The organism is Microbacterium sp. NPDC056052, from assembly GCF_042266785.1.
In the GTDB taxonomy this organism is placed as follows: domain Bacteria; phylum Actinomycetota; class Actinomycetes; order Actinomycetales; family Microbacteriaceae; genus Microbacterium.
Genome location: NZ_JBHJWV010000001.1, coordinates 347,096 through 363,962, shown reverse-complemented (window position 1 = coordinate 363,962; position 16,867 = coordinate 347,096). Strand labels below are relative to the sequence as shown.

General features: G+C 70.1%; 15 protein-coding genes. 8 read left to right on the top strand and 7 right to left on the bottom strand.

Annotated features, from left to right (window positions below; genetic code table 11):
- Positions 1 to 4: 4 nt before the first annotated feature.
- Positions 5 to 1,519 carry a glycerol kinase GlpK gene (glpK, locus tag ACFC1J_RS01700; protein ID WP_375901911.1) on the top strand — a complete coding sequence of 505 codons (1,515 nt, stop codon included), beginning with the start codon at positions 5 to 7 and terminating at the stop codon, positions 1,517 to 1,519.
- A 151-nt stretch (positions 1,520 to 1,670) separates the two neighbouring features.
- On the opposite strand, the gene ffh is transcribed toward glpK, so the two are convergent.
- Both ffh and ACFC1J_RS01690 read right to left on the bottom strand, forming a co-directional pair.
- Positions 1,671 to 3,221 carry a signal recognition particle protein gene (gene ffh / locus ACFC1J_RS01695; protein WP_375901909.1) on the bottom strand — a complete coding sequence of 517 codons (1,551 nt, stop codon included), beginning with the start codon at positions 3,219 to 3,221 and terminating at the stop codon, positions 1,671 to 1,673.
- 43 nt (positions 3,222 to 3,264) lie between these two features.
- On the bottom strand, positions 3,265 to 3,852 hold the full coding sequence (locus ACFC1J_RS01690; protein ID WP_375901907.1) for a TetR/AcrR family transcriptional regulator: 588 nt from the start codon (positions 3,850 to 3,852) through the stop codon (positions 3,265 to 3,267).
- A gap of 85 nt (positions 3,853 to 3,937) precedes the next feature.
- Here ACFC1J_RS01690 and lipB point away from each other — a divergent pair, with 85 nt between their 5' ends.
- Both lipB and lipA read left to right on the top strand, forming a co-directional pair.
- Entirely contained in the window at positions 3,938 to 4,579 is a 642-nt protein-coding gene (gene lipB, locus ACFC1J_RS01685; RefSeq protein WP_375901905.1) for a lipoyl(octanoyl) transferase LipB, read from the top strand.
- A gap of 40 nt (positions 4,580 to 4,619) precedes the next feature.
- Entirely contained in the window at positions 4,620 to 5,621 is a 1,002-nt protein-coding gene (gene lipA / locus ACFC1J_RS01680; RefSeq protein ID WP_375901903.1) for a lipoyl synthase, read from the top strand.
- Between the two features lie 105 nt (positions 5,622 to 5,726).
- On the opposite strand, the gene ACFC1J_RS01675 is transcribed toward lipA, so the two are convergent.
- From ACFC1J_RS01675 to smc, 3 genes are all read right to left on the bottom strand, one after another.
- Complete coding sequence (locus ACFC1J_RS01675) at positions 5,727 to 6,227, bottom strand: DUF2004 domain-containing protein (RefSeq protein WP_375901901.1); 501 nt, start codon at positions 6,225 to 6,227, stop codon at positions 5,727 to 5,729.
- Positions 6,228 to 6,307: 80 nt separating this feature from the next.
- Positions 6,308 to 7,183 (bottom strand): signal recognition particle-docking protein FtsY, encoded by an 876-nt coding sequence (ftsY, locus tag ACFC1J_RS01670; RefSeq protein ID WP_375901899.1) that lies wholly within the window; start codon positions 7,181 to 7,183, stop codon positions 6,308 to 6,310.
- A gap of 79 nt (positions 7,184 to 7,262) precedes the next feature.
- On the bottom strand, positions 7,263 to 10,841 hold the full coding sequence (smc, locus tag ACFC1J_RS01665; protein ID WP_375902705.1) for a chromosome segregation protein SMC: 3,579 nt from the start codon (positions 10,839 to 10,841) through the stop codon (positions 7,263 to 7,265).
- Between the two features lie 514 nt (positions 10,842 to 11,355).
- Here smc and ACFC1J_RS01660 point away from each other — a divergent pair.
- From ACFC1J_RS01660 to ACFC1J_RS01645, 4 genes are all read left to right on the top strand, one after another.
- Entirely contained in the window at positions 11,356 to 11,634 is a 279-nt protein-coding gene (locus ACFC1J_RS01660) for a hypothetical protein (protein ID WP_375901898.1), read from the top strand.
- Positions 11,634 to 12,740 (top strand): GNAT family N-acetyltransferase, encoded by a 1,107-nt coding sequence (locus ACFC1J_RS01655; protein WP_375901896.1) that lies wholly within the window; start codon positions 11,634 to 11,636, stop codon positions 12,738 to 12,740. The genes ACFC1J_RS01660 and ACFC1J_RS01655 overlap by 1 nt, the downstream gene beginning before the upstream one ends.
- A 98-nt stretch (positions 12,741 to 12,838) precedes the next feature.
- Positions 12,839 to 13,534: an ABC transporter ATP-binding protein gene (locus ACFC1J_RS01650; RefSeq protein ID WP_375901894.1), complete on the top strand. Its 696-nt coding sequence runs from the start codon at positions 12,839 to 12,841 to the stop codon at positions 13,532 to 13,534.
- Complete coding sequence (locus ACFC1J_RS01645; RefSeq protein WP_375901892.1) at positions 13,531 to 14,847, top strand: permease; 1,317 nt, start codon at positions 13,531 to 13,533, stop codon at positions 14,845 to 14,847. Before ACFC1J_RS01650 ends, ACFC1J_RS01645 begins: the two co-directional genes overlap by 4 nt.
- Positions 14,848 to 14,867: 20 nt before the next feature.
- Here the strand turns inward: ACFC1J_RS01645 and ACFC1J_RS01640 are convergent, their stop codons facing one another.
- Positions 14,868 to 15,506: an HAD-IA family hydrolase gene (locus ACFC1J_RS01640; protein ID WP_375901891.1), complete on the bottom strand. Its 639-nt coding sequence runs from the start codon at positions 15,504 to 15,506 to the stop codon at positions 14,868 to 14,870.
- 131 nt (positions 15,507 to 15,637) lie between these two features.
- Between ACFC1J_RS01640 and ACFC1J_RS01635 the strand changes: the two genes are divergently transcribed.
- Entirely contained in the window at positions 15,638 to 16,099 is a 462-nt protein-coding gene (locus ACFC1J_RS01635) for a phage tail protein (RefSeq protein WP_375901890.1), read from the top strand.
- 54 nt (positions 16,100 to 16,153) lie between these two features.
- On the opposite strand, the gene ACFC1J_RS01630 is transcribed toward ACFC1J_RS01635, so the two are convergent.
- Positions 16,154 to 16,813: an HD domain-containing protein gene (locus ACFC1J_RS01630; protein WP_375901888.1), complete on the bottom strand. Its 660-nt coding sequence runs from the start codon at positions 16,811 to 16,813 to the stop codon at positions 16,154 to 16,156.
- Positions 16,814 to 16,867: the final 54 nt, after the last annotated feature.

The window sequence follows — 16,867 nt, the reverse complement described above, 5'->3', positions numbered from 1 at the left end:
GCACATGGCTGATTACGTCATCGCGATCGACCAGGGCACGACCTCGAGTCGCGCCATCATCTTCGACCGCAAGGGCAGCATCATCGCCACCGGTCAGAAGGAGCACGAGCAGATCCTGCCGCAGGCCGGCTGGGTCGAGCACGACGCCTCGGAGATCTGGGCCAATGTCCAGGAGGTCATCGGTCTGGCGCTCAGCCGCGCCGACCTGACCCGCCACGACATCGCCGCGGTCGGCATCACGAACCAGCGCGAGACCGCGGTGGTCTGGGACAAGACCACCGGCAAGCCGGTCTACAACGCGATCGTCTGGCAGGACACGCGCACGCAGCCGATCGTCGACCGCCTGGCGGCCGAGGGCGGCGTCGAGCGGTTCAAGGAGATCGTCGGCCTGCCGCTGGCGACCTACTTCTCCGGCACCAAGATCGCGTGGATCCTGGAGAACGTCGAGGGCGCGCGGGCCAAGGCGGAAGCCGGCGACCTGCTGTTCGGCACCACCGACAGCTGGGTGCTCTGGAACCTCACGGGCGGTGTGGACGGCGGCGTGCACGCGACCGACGTCACCAACGCCTCGCGCACGATGTTCATGGACCTCGAGACGCTGCAGTGGCGCGACGACATCCTCGACGCGTTCGGCGTGCCGAAGTCGATGATGCCCTCGATCCGCTCCTCCTCCGAGGTCTACGGCGCCGCAGAGGACTCCTCGCTGCTGCGGGAGACCCCGATCGCGGGCATCCTCGGCGACCAGCAGGCGGCGACGTTCGGCCAGGCGGCGTTCAACAGCGGCGAGAGCAAGAACACCTACGGCACGGGCTGCTTCCTGATCTTCAACACGGGCGAGGAGATCGTCCACTCGAAGAACGGGCTGCTCACCACCGTCGGCTACAAGCTCGGCGACGGCCCGACGCACTACGCGCTGGAGGGCTCGATCGCCGTCACCGGATCCCTCATCCAGTGGCTGCGCGACCAGCTCGGCATCATCGACTCCGCCCCCGAGGTGGAGGAGCTGGCCCGCCAGGTCGAGGACAACGGCGGCGTGTACATCGTGCCCGCGTTCTCCGGCTTGTTCGCGCCGTACTGGCGTCCGGACGCCCGTGGGGCGATCGTGGGGCTCACCCGCTACGCGAACAAGAACCACATCGCGCGCGCCGCGCTCGAGGCCGTCGCATTCCAGACCCGCGACGTGCTCGACGCGGTCAACGCCGACGCCGGCGTGGACCTCACCGAGCTCAAGGTGGACGGCGGCATGGTCGCGAACGACGCGCTCATGCAGTTCCAGGCCGACGTGCTCGGTGTGCCGGTGGTCCGCCCCGTGGTCGCAGAGACGACCGCGCTGGGCGCCGCCTACGCGGCCGGCCTCGCGGTCGGATTCTGGAGCGGGCTGGACGACCTCTCCGCCAACTGGCAGGAAGACCGCCGCTGGGAGCCCACGATGGACGCCGCCGAGCGCGACCGCCAGCTCCGGCTGTGGCGCAAGGCCGTCACGAAGTCGATGGACTGGGTCGACGACGACGTGAAGTGACCTGACGCACGAAGAAGGCGGTCCGGAGGTGAATCTTCCGGACCGCCTTCTTCGTGCGTCACGCGCGAGACATCAATTCGAGCCCGAGAAACACCTGCTGGCGGGGTGTCTCGTGCAGGATGTGGTTTCTCGAGGCCGGACCCCGAGCACGTCAGTTCTTGCCGAAGAGCTTCTGGATCTCGGCCATGTCTGCCTCGCTGGGCGCCGGCTGCGCACCCAGGCCGAAGCCGGATCCGGTCGTGGCCTGGCTGGTGGCGATACCGGCGTTCTCGGCGGCGCGCTTGGCAGGGTTGCCCGAGCGCGAGCCGGCGCCCTTGGCCTTCTTGCCGCGCTTCGAGGAGGCACCGGGACGTCCCATGCCGGGCATCGCGCCCATGCCGGGAATGTTCGGGGTGCCGCCGCGGGCGACGGTCTTCATCATCTTCGCGGCCTGCTCGAAGCGCTGCACGAGCTGGTTCACATCGGTCACCGTCATGCCGGAGCCACGCGCGATGCGCAGGCGGCGGGAGCCGTTGAGCACCTTGGGGTTGCGGCGCTCCCCCGGGGTCATCGAGCGGATGATCGCCTCGGTGCGGTCGATCTCGCGCTCGTCGAAGTCTTCGAGCTGCTGCTTCATCTGGCCCATGCCCGGGAGCATCCCGAGCATCTTCTTCATCGAGCCCATCTTCTTGAGCTGCTGCATCTGCTCGAGGAAGTCCTCGAGCGTGAAGGTCTCGGTCGCGAGCTTCTCGGCGACCTTGAGCGCTTCAGCTTCATCGAACGCGCTCTGCGCCTGCTCGATGAGGGTGAGGATGTCACCGAGGTCGAGGATCCGGCTGGCCATGCGGTCGGGGTGGAACGGCTCGAGATCCTCGAGGCCCTCCCCCGTGGACGCGAACATGATCGGGCGGCCCGTGACGGAGGCGACCGAGAGCGCGGCGCCGCCGCGGGCATCGCCGTCGAGCTTGGAGAGCACCACGCCGGTGAAGTCCACGCCGTCCTGGAACGCCTTCGCGGTGTTGACGGCGTCCTGACCGATCATCGCGTCGATGACGAACAGGACCTCGTCCGGATCCACCGCGGCGCGGATGTCGGCGGCCTGCTTCATGAGCTCGGCGTCGACGCCGAGGCGTCCCGCGGTGTCGATGATGACGATGTCGTGCTGCTGGCGGCGGGCGTGCTCGACGCCGTCGCGCGACACCCGCACGGGGTCGCCGACGCCGTTGCCCGGCTCGGGGGCGTAGATGGTCGCACCGGCCTGCTCCGCGACGACGGTGAGCTGGGTCACCGCGTTCGGGCGCTGCAGGTCGGCGGCGACGAGGAGGGGCGTGTGCCCCTCGCCCTGCAGCTGCTTGGCGAGCTTGCCCGCGAAGGTCGTCTTTCCGGATCCCTGGAGTCCGGCGAGCATGATGACGGTCGGCGGGTTCTTCGCGAACTCGAGGCGGCGCTGCTCGCCGCCGAGGATCGCGATGAGCTCCTCGTTGACGATCTGCACGACCTGCTGCGCGGGGTTCAGCGCCTTGTTGACCTCGTCGCCCAGGGCGCGCTCGCGCACCTTGGCGGTGAAGTCCTTAACGACGGGCAGCGCGACGTCGGCGTCGAGCAGGGCGCGTCGGATCTCGCGGACGGTGCCGTCGACGTCGGCGGCGGTCAGCTTGCCCTTCGTGCGCAGATTGCGGAAGGTCTCGGTGAGCCGATCGGAAAGCGTGCCAAATGTAGCCATGGTGCTGCAATTCTACGCGAGCGGATCCCCGATCCGCGGCGCGTCAGCCCCAGTGCAGATCTGCGATGCGCGGCAGCGCGTGCTGCAGCTGCGCCAGCGGCGATCCGTGGCCCGCGCCGCCCTCGGCCCAGACGCGCAGCGACGACAGCACGACGACGGCGTAGGCGGCGCCGAGCACGTCCGCCCTGATGCGCTCCACACCCGCGCCGCGCGCGGCCTCCGACAGCGCGGTGGCGAGCCTGCCCTGGCGCAGTGCGGACTCGCGCTGCAGCTCTTCTGCGAGTCCCATGGCTTGGGCGTTGCCGAAGGCGAGCGCCAGCGGATCCGGTTCCAGCCCCTCCAGGATCGCGGCCAGCACCGCTTCGATCCCGGCCGAATCGGCGCCCGCGCCGGGAGCCGCGAGCGCCGCGACCGCGCGATCGAGACGCTCGTCGAAACCGGACCAGAGCACATCGCTCTTGGAGGAGAAGTAGTTGAAGAAGCTCGACCTGCTCACGCCGGCGCGCTGTGCGATTCCGGCGATCGAGGTGCCCTCGTACCCGGATTCCAGGAACAGCTCGCAAGCCGCCTCGGCGATCGTCTCGCGCGAGGAGACCCGGGGGCGGCCGACGCCGCGGGCAGGGGTGGTCACCACGACACCGTATCGCGATGCGCGCGTCCGCCGATTCACCCCTATTATTGAACCGCATACAACAACTCGACCAGAAGGGTCGGCCATGCTCGACATCCAGACGGTGGGCCTCGCCCCCGAGTTCGTCCCCTACCTCGACGGCTGGGATCTGCAGCGGCGCGTACACGCCGAGATCGTGGCGGGCACCCGTCCCGACACGCTGCTGCTCCTCGAGCACGAGGCCGTGTACACGGCGGGCAAACGCACCGAACCGCAGGAGCGCCCGCAAGACGGCACGCCGGTGGTCGACGTCGACCGCGGCGGGAAGATCACGTGGCACGGGCCGGGGCAGCTCGTGGGCTACCCGATCGTGCGTCTGCCCGAGCCCATGGACGTGGTCGCCCACGTCCGCCGGCTGGAACGGCTCCTGATCGAAGTGCTGCGCCCGCTGGGCGTGGACGGGTACCAGGTCGAGGGCCGCAGCGGCGTGTGGGTGCGCCGACCGCTCAGCGAGGACAAGGTGGCGGCGATCGGCGTGCGTGTGCAGCAGGGCGTGACGATGCACGGCTTCGCGATCAACTGCGACAACACCCTCTCGGGGTTCCGCGGCATCATCCCCTGCGGCATCACCGACGCCGGTGTGACCACGGTGAGCGAGGCGATCGGCCGCGAGGTCTCCCCCGCCGACCTCGTCGAAGCGGTCGCCGTCGCGTTCACCGCCGAGTACGCCGCGGAGGTGGCCGCGTGATGCGTCGACTTGATTCGACCAGGTTGAGCGAGGACATGAAATGACCGAGACGAAACCCACCGCTCCCGAGGGCCGCAAGCTGCTGCGCCTGGAGATCCGCAACGCCGAGACCCCGATCGAGCGCAAGCCGGAGTGGATCAAGACCAAGGCGAGGATGGGGCCGGAGTACAAGGCCCTGCACTCGCTCGTGAAGGACGAGGGCCTGCACACGGTCTGCCAGGAGGCCGGCTGCCCCAACATCTTCGAGTGCTGGGAGGACAAGGAGGCCACGTTCCTCATCGGCGGATCGCAGTGCACGCGCCGTTGCGACTTCTGCCAGATCGACACGGGCAAGCCCGCCGACTACGACACGGATGAGCCGCGACGCGTGGCCGAGAGCGTGCAGCAGATGGGCCTGCGCTACGCGACCGTCACGAGCGTCGCCCGTGACGATCTCCCCGACACCGGGGCCTGGCTGAACGCCGAGACGGTGCGCAAGATCCATGAGCTCAACCCGAACACCGGGGTCGAGCTGCTCGCGAACGAGCACAACGCGGATCCGGCCTTCCTGGGGCAGATCTTCGACGCGCGCCCTGAGGTGTTCGCGCACAACGTGGAGACCGTGCCGCGCATCTTCAAGCGGATCCGTCCCGCGTTCAAGTACGAGCGCTCGCTCGACGTCATCACCCAGGGGCACGACGCGGGGCTCATCACGAAGTCCAACCTCATCCTCGGCATGGGCGAAGAGCCGGAAGAGGTCGTGCAGGCGCTCCAGGACCTGCACGACGCGGGCTGCGACATCATCACGATCACCCAGTACCTCCGCCCCACGCCCCGTCACCTTCCGGTGTCGCGCTGGGTGAAGCCCGACGAGTTCGTCGCGTTCAAGGAGGAGGCGGAGCGGATCGGGTTCCTCGGGGTGCTCGCCGGTCCGCTGGTGCGCTCGTCGTACCGCGCCGGCCGACTGTGGGCGCAGTCCATGGTGTCCAAGGGCCGCGAGATCCCACCGCATCTGGCGCACATCGCCGCCAGCGCAGACCTCGGCTTCGCCCAAGCCGTCTAAGACGCGGATCGCCGGACGGCCCTTCGTCTCGCTCCGCTCGCTCAGGGACCGTTAGTTCGTACGCCGGTTCCTGAGCGAGGAGCGCAGCGACGAGACGAAGGGTGTTCAGTCGGCGCTCATGACCGACAGCACGGAGCCGTCGGATCCGAAGTTCACCAGCAGCACGTCGTCGGCGCCGTCGGCGTCGAGCGCGTACTCCAGCACGGCGAACGGCTCGCTCCCGCCGTGCTCGTCCACGAGCAGCGTCATGCTCATCAGCTGCAGCGAGCGGATGATGTCGACGGCGGCATCGCCGCTCACGTCGACGAGGTATTCCTCGAGTTCGTCGCCGTACTCCTCCTGCTGCTGCAGGATGTACTCGGTCACCTCGCTCGTGCGGTCGTCGACCTCGGAGAGCATCCCGCGGCGGGCCTTGTCGTCGATGGCCTCGAGCCCCGAGACGAAGGCGGCGGCGATGTCGAGCGACTCGGCCGACACGTCCTCCTGGTCGGGCGCGGTCAGATCGACGGTGAGCGCATGGTCGCCGAACTCCACCGTCTCGGACCAGAAGATCGATCCGTCCGGTCCCGAGGACAACAGTCCGAAGAAGTCGTGTTCGATCGCCATACGGCTATAAAACCAGCCTTGCGCGCACGGCGGTAGTCCGTGACGCGCGTGCCGCGGACCGGTTCGTCATCGTCACCGATTCAGGCCCCGACGAGCGCCTGCACGAACACGTGCGGCGTGAAGCCGGTGAGGTCGTCGATGCCCTCGCCCTGGCCGAGGAGCTTCACCGGGATGCCCGTGCGCTCCTGCACCGCGAGCACGAAGCCACCCTTCGCGGAGCCGTCCAGCTTGGTGAGAACGAGCCCCGTCACGCCCGCGTGCTCGAGGAACGCCTCCGCCTGCATGACGCCGTTCTGGCCCGTCGTCGCATCGAGCACGAGCAGCACCTCGCTGATCGGCGCCTGCTTCTCCACGACGCGGCGGATCTTGGACAGTTCGTCCATCAGCCCGCCCTTGGTGTGCAGGCGTCCCGCGGTGTCGATGATCACGATCTCCGTGCCCTCGCGCTTGGCGTAGTCCACGGTCTGGAACGCGACGGACGCCGGATCCTGCCCGTGCTGCTGCGGACGCACGATCGCTGCCCCGGCACGCTGCGCCCACGTGGCCAGCTGCTCGACGGCGGCCGCGCGGAAGGTGTCGGCGGCGCCCACGACGACCGAGCGCTGGTAGCCGCGCAGGAACTTGGTGAACTTGCCGATCGTGGTGGTCTTGCCGACGCCGTTCACCCCCACGACGAGCACCACGGCCGGGCGCTCCGTGAGCTTCAGCGTGGTGTCGAACTTCGCGAAGTGCTCCTCGAGCGTCTCCCGGAGCATCCGCTGCAGATCCTTCGGATCCGTCGTGCGGTACTTCTCGACCTTGGCGCGCAGCTCGTCGACCAGGCGCTCGGTGATGTCCGGGCCGAAGTCGGCCGTCAGCAGCGCGGTCTCCAGATCGTCCCAGGTCTCCTCGTCGATCGTGGGCTTGACGAACATGCCGCGCAGCGCGCGGCCGAGGGACCAGGACTTCTCCGCCATGCCCCCAGCCTACGGGGAGCGGCCCGGCGAACCCGGCGTGTTCGCCGAGGGCGCGCGGACCGCTGTCCGGTGTCTCGGCTCAGAGCGCAGCGGCCGCGCGATCCCCGACCCGCTGTCCGACCACCGCGGACACGCCGTCCTGGCGCATCGAGACGCCGTAGAGCGCGTCGGCGATCTCCATGGTGCGCTTCTGGTGCGTGATCACGAGCAGCTGCGAGCTGGCACGCAGCTGCTCGAACACCGTCAGCAGGCGACCGAGGTTGGCGTCGTCGAGGGCCGCCTCGACCTCGTCCAGGATGTAGAACGGGCTGGGCCGCGCCTTGAAGATCGCGACGAGCAGGGCGACCGCCGCGAGCGACCGCTCCCCGCCGGATAGCAGGGAGAGCCGTTCGATCTTCTTGCCGACCGGGCGCACCGCGACCTCGATGCCGGTGTTCAGCAGATCGTCGGGATTGGTGAGCGAGATGCTGCCGGCGCCGCCGGGGAAGAGCAGGGGGAACACCTCGCCGAACGCCTGGCGGGTGTCCTCGAACGCGGCCGCGAAGATGGTCTGCATCCGCTCGTCGAGCTCGGTGATGATCGTGAGCAGATCCTGCCGGGTCTTGGTGAGATCGGCGAGCTGCTCGGTGAGGAACGCGTGCCGCTGCTCGAGCGCCGCGAACTCCTCGAGCGCGAGCGGATTCACCCGGCCGAGCTGGGCGAGCTTGCGCTCCGCCTCCTGTAGGCGGCGCTGCTGGATGCGACGGTCGAACGGGATGCCCGTGGGCTCCCGATCCGCCGGGGCGTCTTCGGCGTCCGACTCCTCCGCGAGGTCATCCTGATCGGCCGCGACCACGACGACATCGCGGGGAACCAGCTGATCCGGACCGTATTCCGCGACCAGGATGTCCTCGTCTAGTGCGAGCTCGGACTGCACGCGCTCGAGCAGGCTGGACAGGTGCAGCTTCTTCTCGTGGATCTGCAGCTCGAGCCCGTGCACGCTCTCAGTGAGGCCGGCGAGGCGCTCGCGGATCGAGGAATCCTGCCGCCGCAGCTCGCCGAGCTCCTCGTTCTGCGCCGACCGCGCCGACTCGGCGGCGGCCAGCGCCAGCCGGGCCTCGGCCACGGAGCGGTCGACCGAGTCCAGGATCCGCGGCAGCTCCGCGGCGACCCCTGAGGCGGTCTCCCGCTGGGCGCGCCGGATCACCGCCCGGCGCGCCGCCTCCGCGGCGGCCTCCCGCTCCCGCTCGCGCTGGCGTTCGAGCGAGGCGACTCTCGTCTGGGCCGCCCGCACGCGCTCGCGCATCGTCTCGACGCCGAGGCGCGCTTCGATCTCGGCCTCGCGTGCCGCCTCCAGCGCCTCGAGCAGGCCGTCGCGTGCGGAGACGTCCAGGACGGGACGCGGCGCGGACTCGGCCTCCGCCAGCGCGTCCTTCGCGGTGTCCGCATGCGCTTCCGCATCCGCGACGGCCGACTGGGCCTGGGCGAGCCCCGACTCCAGGCGCTCGCACTCGGCGATCGCGGATTCATGCTGCACGGTCACCCGGTTGACCTGCTCGGTGTGCGTGGCCAGCGCCGCGTCGTGCTCGCGCAGCGTGCGCAGCGCATCGCGGGATACGCGTCGTGCAGTCTCGAGCGCCTCGGTCGCGTCCTCGCGCGCCTCGCGCAGCGAGTCGACCACGACGCGCACCTCGTCGAGGCGGTCGACGGCCGCGTCGCGTTCGGCGACGAGTTCGAGCCGGGAGCGCTCCCCGCCGGATCCCGTGTGCAGGGTGTGCGCGGTGAGCACCTCGCCGGAGCGCGTGACGATCGTGAGCGGCACCCCGGACGCGGCGACCGCGGCCGCATGGGCGGAACGCGCGGAGGCCAGATCCTCGACGATCACGACGTGCGAGAGGATGCCGAGCACTCCGGGCGGCGCGGTCACGACCTGCGCCGCGGGAGTCGCACCGGGGATCCCCGCGTCGGAGACGACGCCCGATGCGCCCTGGGCGATGACGATGTCATAGGTGCCTGCGGTCTCGTCGTCGCCGGCGAGGGCGAACGCCGCGGCTGCGTCGTCCACGAGCACGCCCTCGACGAGAGGACCGAGCACGGCCGCGATCGCCGCCTCGAACCCCGGCTCGACCTGGACCGCGTCGCCGACGAGCCCGCGCACGCCGGAATGACCGGCCGCGACGATCTCCGCCGCTCCGCCCGTGACGGCGATCGCGCTGCCGAGGGCCGCGGCCTTCGCGATGAGCGCCTCGGACTCGCGCTCGGCGGCGTGCAGCCGCTCGCGCAGTTCGCCGAGGGCGGTCTCGGAGGAGACGGCCCTGGCCTGCGCTCGCTCGTACGCCTCGGCGTGCTCCGCCGCGGTGCCCTGCGGCGCCTCGCCCTCTTCGATCCGTTCGCGCGCTTCCGCGGCCTCGCGACGGCGTCCGTGCGCGGCCTCCAGCGCGTTCTCCTGGCGGAGCACCGCGCCGCGGACGGCGGCGAGGGCCGACGCGGCGGCCTCGGCCTGCCCGCGCAGGGTGGTGAGCCGCATGTCGTGCGCGGAGACCAGCGCACTCTGCTCGGCGATGTCGACGTCGAGCGCGTCGAGCTCGGCGCGCGCGTTCGCGACCTCGCGGGTCGCCTCGTGCGCCGCGTCCTGTGCGCGGCCGATCCCCGACGAGATCTCCTCGACCTCGTCCTTCGCGTCGTCGATCGTGGTCTGCGTCACGGTGACCGCGGTGACCGCGGCATCGTCCTCGTCGGATCCGAGCAGGGCGAGCCGCTGGTTGGCAAGGGTGAACAGTCCGCGCACGCGCTCCTGCACCTGTTCCAGCCCGAACGCGACCCGCCGCGCCTCGTCGACGGCCGCGGAGTTCTGCAGCGCCTCGAGTCGGGTGATCTCTGCGCGGACGCGGTCTCCCTGCTCGCTCAGCACCACGCGCTCGGCGTGGCGCTCATGCTCATTGCGGGTGTGGTCGGCGAGCGCCGTGCGCAGCGTCACGACGTCGTCGGCGAAGATCCGCGCCTTGGCGTCGCGCACGACGGCGGCGATGGTCTGCGCCTCGCGGGCGATCTCGGCCTGACGCCCGAGCGGCTTCAGCTGGCGACGGATCTCCCCGGCCAGATCGCTCAGCCGGGTCAGGTTGGTCTCCATCGCGTCGAGCTTGCGGAGGGTCTTCTCCTTGCGACGGCGGTGCTTGAGGATTCCCGCGGCTTCCTCGATGAAGCCGCGGCGGTCCTCCGGGGAGGCCTGGAGCACGGTGTCGAGGCGCCCCTGACCGACGATGACGTGCATCTCACGGCCCAGACCCGAGTCGCTGAGCAGCTCCTGCACGTCGAGCAGCCGGCACCCCTCGCCGTTGATCGCGTACTCGCTGGAGCCGTTGCGGAACAACGTGCGGCTGATCGTCACCTCGGCGTACTCGATCGGCAGCGCTCCGTCGCTGTTGTCGATCGTCAGCTGCACCTCCGCGCGTCCGAGCGGACCGCGGGTCGAGGTGCCGGCGAAGATGACGTCCTCCATCTTGCCGCCGCGCAGGGTCTTGGCGCCCTGCTCCCCCATCACCCAGGCCAGCGCGTCCACGACGTTCGACTTGCCGGATCCGTTCGGCCCTACGATGCAGGTCACACCCGGCTCGAAGGCGAACGTCGTCGGCTGCGCGAAGGACTTGAACCCCTTGAGGGTCAGGCTCTTCAGGTGCATGGGCACGTTCGGCGATCGGCGGAGTTCACGGCGTCTACGCTATCGCGGCGACTCCCACGGCCGTGCGGGAAACGCCCGAGGTCCAGGGATTTCTGGGTGTCGGCTTGACGTCTTCTATGAAGCTCCGCTAGCGTGACAACCCGAGCCGAGAAAGGAGGTTGCCGACATGATTACCAACTGCATCGCATTTACCCCATTCCGTGGGATCGACGCGTCTTCGGCGACTTCCGCCGGCGTCTCCGCGCGCTTCGACGCGTAGAGCAGACGCGCTCCCTCGTTCCGGCCTGAGGCCGGCCTGACGCCCTCGGGCGTCCGCGATCCGATCCACGGTTCTCCGTGTCGATCAACAGGTCGTCGCGATCCTCCGATCGTGCCGATCATCCGGTCGCCTGCACGATCCGGCCACGAACGCCGGATCCGTCCCCTCACCCGTGACACGTCGCGGCGTCCCATCGGGCGACCCCGCCGTGGAACGAAACCGCCTTTCCGGCACGACCAACGAAAGCGAATCACCGTGAATACCGCATTGCACGCTTCGCCTCCCACCGAGTCGAAGCAGCGCGCTCTTCCCGAGCGCGACCTGTCCATCCAACTCCCCCGCGAGGAGGAGCTCCGCAACCTGTCGTTCGCCCAGCGCGTGGCCCTGCGCGTCGCCCTGCACCTGATCGTGCGGTCGCGGCCCGTGACGCAGGACCAGGCCCGCTCGGCGCTGGCCGAGACCCACCGCCTCGGCCTGCTCCAGCAGTACGAGGCGAGCCGTCTGGCTCAGAACCCGACTCGGCAGGTGCTCTGATGACCGGCGCTCGGATCGACGACCCGATCATCTCCCTCCCCGCCGGTGCGACCCTGCATCCGCTCGTGCTCCCCGCACGGGCGGATGCGGGGGCGCCCGGTCCCTTCCGCGACTACGCGGAGGTGCGCAATCGCTGCCTCGAAGCCGCATCAGGCCGCGACGACGACAGCTTCACCCCGGACGAACTGCTGCCGCTGCTCACGTCGGACGCCTACACGCACCGACGCCAGTGGCGGATCCTCCTCGGAGAGCGCACGATCGGCGTCGCGATCCTGAACCTCCTGCGCGACGGAGGGGGCGACACGGCCGTGTCCGCCGTCAACGTGCTCCCCGAGGAGCAGGGACGGGGCATCGCCACCGCGGTCGCCGCGCACCTGGAGCAGCTCGCCCGCGATGAGGGTGTGCGCACCCTGCAGGTGTGGACCGAGCACCTTCCGTCGGAAGAGCCCGCGCTGGTTCCGCCCACCGGGTTCGGCAGCGTTCCGCGCGACCACACCGCGCGCTTCCTGCTCGCGCAGGGCTGGACCCTGGAGCAGGTCGACCGCGTCAGCGAATACCGATGGGGCGAGGACGAGCACCTGGCGGCGCTGCGGGCCTCCGCCGAGCAGGCCGCATCCGGATACCGCGTGGTGCAATGGCTGCTGCCGACCCCGGAAGAGCGGCTCGACGGGTATGCGTGGATGAAGTCCCGGATGTCGACCGACGCCCCAGACGCCGCCATGGACTCCCCCGAGGAGAGCTGGGACGCGGATCGCGTCCGCGAGCAGGACCGGCGCTGGCTGGACATGGGGCACACCGTGCAGGTCACCGCGGCCGAGCACGTGGCGACCGGCGAGCTCTGCGCGTACAACGAGCTCTCACTCAAAGGCGCGCACGACAGCGTCACGCAGCAGAACGACACCCTCGTGCTGGCCGCCCACCGCGGCCATCGGCTGGGTCTGCTCGTGAAGACCGCCGGCCTGCTCGCCTGGCACGATCGCTACCCGCGTTCGACCCGGGTCGTCACCTACAACGCCGAGGAGAACCGGCCGATGCTGTCCATCAACGAGCAGCTCGGCTTCGTTCCGATCGCCTACGGCGGGGCCTGGAAGAAGGTACTGGACTGATCTCCGCCGTGCAGGATCATCCGGGAGGATGACGCCGGGCTCGGATCCTCACTCCGGCGACCGATGATCCGCCGAGCGGCGCCGACCAGGCTGGAGGCATGAGCACAGCAGTCATCGAAGCCCACGGCCTGATCAAGTCGTTCGGATCCACCCGCGCCCTCGCCGGCGTCGACCTCGGGATCGTGTCCGGGGAGTCCGTCGCCATCATGGGAGCCTCAGGATCCGGCAAGACGACCCTGCTGCACGTGCTCGCCGGGATCACCCGGCCCGATGCCGGGCGCGTGCTGTTCACTCCGCCTGTCGGTGGGGCCGTCGAGGTGAGCGCGCTGGGAGAATCCGCGCGGTCGCGGCTGCGCCGCGAGTCGTTCGGATTCGTGTTCCAGCAGGGACTCCTGATGCCGGAGCTCACCGCGGTGGAGAACGTCGCGCTCGCCGCGATGATCACCGGTGTCCCGCGCGCAGAGTCAACGCAGCGCGCGGCGGGCTGGCTCGCCGCACTGGGTCTGCAGGGCATGGAGGACCGCCGGATCGGCGAGCTCTCCGGCGGACAGGCGCAGCGCGTCGCGATCGCCCGCGCGCAGGTGACCGGCGCGAGCATCGTGTTCGCGGACGAGCCGACCGGCGCTCTGGACTCCGCGACCTCGTCCGAGGTCATGGATGCGCTGCTCTGGTCGACCATCGGTCAGGGCCGCACGCTCGTCGTCGTGACGCACGACCCGCAGGTCGCCGCACGCTGCTCCCGGACGATCGCCGTCCGCGACGGCCTCGTGCTGGGCTCGGCGGTCGCCGCGTGAACGCCGCGACACTGCGGCTGCTGCTGCGTCCCGCGCCGGGATCCGCCGGGGTCGTGGTGATCCCGATGGTCGCCTTCGCCGTCATCTCGGCCCTCCTGCTGACGGTGGTCGGCGGGGCTCAGGCGTTCTGGCGGTGGACCGACGAGTATGCGTTGATCTATCAGATCCTGGCGGCGGTCGCGCTCGTGCTGCTCGTGCTCCCGCTCGCCGCGCTGGGCGGCGCCGCAGCCCGGCTGTCGGCGCGGCGCCGTGACGAGCGGCTGTCGACCCTGCGCCTGCTCGGCGTCACCGGGTACGGCGTCGGCGTGGTCGCCGTGGTCGAATCGACTCTGATCGCGGCCGCCGGCGTGCTCGGCGGAGTGGTGCTGGCCCTCGGCCTCGCCCCGCTCGTGGGGCTCATCCCGTTCCGCGGCGAGCCCCTGGGAGCCGCCGTGCTGCTGCCGCCGTGGCTCATGGCCGCCATCGCGGTCGGCACCGTGCTGCTCGCGACCGCGAGCGCGGTGATCGGGCTGCGCCGCGTGGTGATCTCGCCACTCGGCGTGCGCACCAGGACCACCCCGCCGACGCCGCACTGGCTGCGCGCCCTCATCGCCGTCGTGTTGGTCGCGGCCGGGTTCCTCGCCGGATTCGTGGTGCCCGGAATCGGCGGTGCGATCGCCATGATCACCGCCCTGGTCGCGATCTTCGGGGTCGGACTGCTGGTGCTGAACCTCATCGGCCCCTGGGTGCTGAAACTCGGCGCACGGATGCAACTGCGCCGGGCGAAGACGCCGGAGCGCCTGCTCGCGGCGCGCATCGTGCTCGACGATGCGAAGGGCGCCTGGCGCCAGGTGAGCGGCGTGGCGATGGCGAGCTTCATGGCCGTATTCGCGGGGACGGGCGTCGCGCTCATGGACGTGCTGAGCGCTGGCGACCCTTCGGCGCAGGATCTTGCGCTCCTCACCGACATGCGGACGGGTCTCATCATCACGCTGGTCGCGTCCTTCCTCATGGTCGGATGCTCTGTCGCCGTCACGCAGGCCTCCGACATCCTCGACCAGCGGGACCTGCACCGCAGCCTGCACTATCTCGGGGTTCCTGCAGGCACCGTGGATTCCGCACGGCGGCGCGCGGTCATGTCGCCGCTGCTGACGACATCGCTGGGATCCGCCCTCTGCGCGGCCGTGCTCATCTTCCCGCTGCTCGGGATCGCGCTGATCACGGCGCCGCTGTCGATCGCGACCATCATCGCGGTCCTGGCCGCCGGCATCGCACTGGTGTGGATCGCCACCAGGCTCACCCGGCCGCTGCTGATGCGCGCCTTCACCGGCTGAACGCCTCTCCTCCGCAGAGGTCAGGAGCCGATCGCGGCCGTCAGGAAGTCCTCGACGGCCGCGATCGTCGTCGCGTTGTCCCGGTGCACGATGCCGCGGATGCCCAGGCGGGCGGCGCCGTCGAGCTGCTGCCCGCGGTCGTCGATGAAGAAGACGTCCGCCGGCTCCGCGCCCATCGCCACCAGGGCAGCGGTGTACGCCTCGGGATCCGGCTTGTTCGCGCCGATCTCGTGGCTGTAGCAGATCGGATCGAAGACCGAGGCGAAACCGAAGCGACGCTCCTCCTCTTCGCGGGCGCCATCGGCCGAGTTCGACAGGATCGCAACACCGGCGCGACCGCGCAGCGTGCGGGCGTATTCGATCAGCGGCGTGTTCGCCTCTCCGCAGTACGCGTCCCACAGCTCGGCGCGCGCCTCGGCGATCTGGACAGGAGTGAAGCCCAGCGCTTGCGCGAGGCCGTCCCAGTACTCCTCGGCGCGGCCCTGCACGAGATCGATGCGAGGAAGATCCGCCGCGGCGATCACCCGGTCGTACTGGGCCCGGGTCATCGCGGCGCGGGCTGCCCAGCGATTCTTGAGCTCCTCCTGCCACGGGCCGTCGTCGACGATCTCGAGCACGCCGCCGATGTCGAACAGGATCCAGGGCTTGTTCCGCGTCATGCCTCGACGCTAGACGATGCGCTGCCGGGCGCCGATGGGCAGCGCTCCCCCTGCCGCGCTCCGTCAGATGACGGGGACGCCGACGTGGCACAGAATGGATCCGTCCTGTCATCGTCACCGGGGAGCACCGCATGAGCAGCATCGTCGACTTCGTCACCGTCTCGACCGCGGGTCTCGAGGCTTCGCCCATCGCCGATGCGCTGGCCGGCCTGCGCGCGAACGAGGCGCGCTACATCACCAACAAGTACGGCTCCCCGTTCACCGTGAGCACCCCGGACGAGGACCCGGAGACGCTGCAGTGGGTGACCGACATCCTCCGCGAGGAGCGCGACATCGTGATCGCGAGCCCCGCACTCGAGGTCAGTGGATTCGAGGCCGACGGGATCCGCTTCGGCTACGTCTTCTACGCCTCGGGCCTCGCGATCAACGTGATGTACACGCTCGCCGACGGAGGAAAGCGCGCCGTCGGTTTCAAGCTGTCGCTCGGCATGGAGATCCCGGAGGAGCTGTCGGCCTTCAAGTTCGCACGCCAGCGCTCGAAGCTCGCGGGCGAGATCCGCGGATCCTATTTCGTCATCAAGGGCGAGCACTGAGCCATCGCACCTCGATGTGCGTCGCCGACCGGCTGCTCCCGGAGAGCACGCCGGCTACTCCATGGAGGAGGCGACACGCAGCCACGGCTCGGCGCGGGACCCCGTCGAGGCCGATCCGCGTGCCGCGCCGTCGGCGGTGACCACGAGGGACCACTCCGCGAGCGAGGTCCCGGCATCGGCGAGTCGCCTGCTGAGTCGTCTCACGGCCTTGCGCGTCGGGTCGCCCTGAACCGATACATGCGCCATGTGGTGACGGACCAGCGCCGCGATGGCCGTGGTCTCTCTGTCCGGCCACCCCAGACGAGCGCCCATCCGGAGGACGATCTCTCCCCCGAGCTCGGCGTGGCCGTGCGATGTCACGGAGTCACCGTCCGACTGAGTAGTCGCCGACTTCCCGACGTCATGGAACAGCGCGGCCAGGACGACGATCTCCCGGCGGTCGATCGGGCCGGGCGCGGCGTCCCACCGTTCCGCCGCCGCATCCGCCGCGAGAAGCGAGTGCGTCAGCACGTCGCCTTCGGGATGCCACCGGGGATCCTGCGGAACCGAGTCCAGCGCCGCCAGTTCCGGAAGCCGCGAGACGAGCCCTCCCCTGAGCAGATCCTTCGAGGGCTCGGTCGCGAGACGAGCAATGCGTCGCAACGCGTCACCCGTCCGGTCGTCTGCCTGGTGCTCCAGCGGCGGCACCGAATACGGGTCCTTCGCGTGCGCCATCGTCCGCGCGCCTCCTCTCGGCCCATCCTCCCCAGGGTAGATGGGAAGATCGCG

Coding starts and splice junctions, on each gene's coding strand:
- glpK (WP_375901911.1), top strand. CDS start 5: ATGGCTGATTACGTCATCGCGATCGACCAGGGCACGACCTCGAGTCGC.
- ffh (WP_375901909.1), bottom strand. CDS start 3,221: ATGGCTACATTTGGCACGCTTTCCGATCGGCTCACCGAGACCTTCCGC.
- lipB (WP_375901905.1), top strand. CDS start 3,938: ATGCTCGACATCCAGACGGTGGGCCTCGCCCCCGAGTTCGTCCCCTAC.
- lipA (WP_375901903.1), top strand. CDS start 4,620: ATGACCGAGACGAAACCCACCGCTCCCGAGGGCCGCAAGCTGCTGCGC.
- ACFC1J_RS01675 (WP_375901901.1), bottom strand. CDS start 6,227: ATGGCGATCGAACACGACTTCTTCGGACTGTTGTCCTCGGGACCGGAC.
- ftsY (WP_375901899.1), bottom strand. CDS start 7,183: ATGGCGGAGAAGTCCTGGTCCCTCGGCCGCGCGCTGCGCGGCATGTTC.
- smc (WP_375902705.1), bottom strand. CDS start 10,841: ATGCACCTGAAGAGCCTGACCCTCAAGGGGTTCAAGTCCTTCGCGCAG.
- ACFC1J_RS01655 (WP_375901896.1), top strand. CDS start 11,634: ATGACCGGCGCTCGGATCGACGACCCGATCATCTCCCTCCCCGCCGGT.
- ACFC1J_RS01650 (WP_375901894.1), top strand. CDS start 12,839: ATGAGCACAGCAGTCATCGAAGCCCACGGCCTGATCAAGTCGTTCGGA.
- ACFC1J_RS01640 (WP_375901891.1), bottom strand. CDS start 15,506: ATGACGCGGAACAAGCCCTGGATCCTGTTCGACATCGGCGGCGTGCTC.
- ACFC1J_RS01635 (WP_375901890.1), top strand. CDS start 15,638: ATGAGCAGCATCGTCGACTTCGTCACCGTCTCGACCGCGGGTCTCGAG.
- ACFC1J_RS01630 (WP_375901888.1), bottom strand. CDS start 16,813: ATGGCGCACGCGAAGGACCCGTATTCGGTGCCGCCGCTGGAGCACCAG.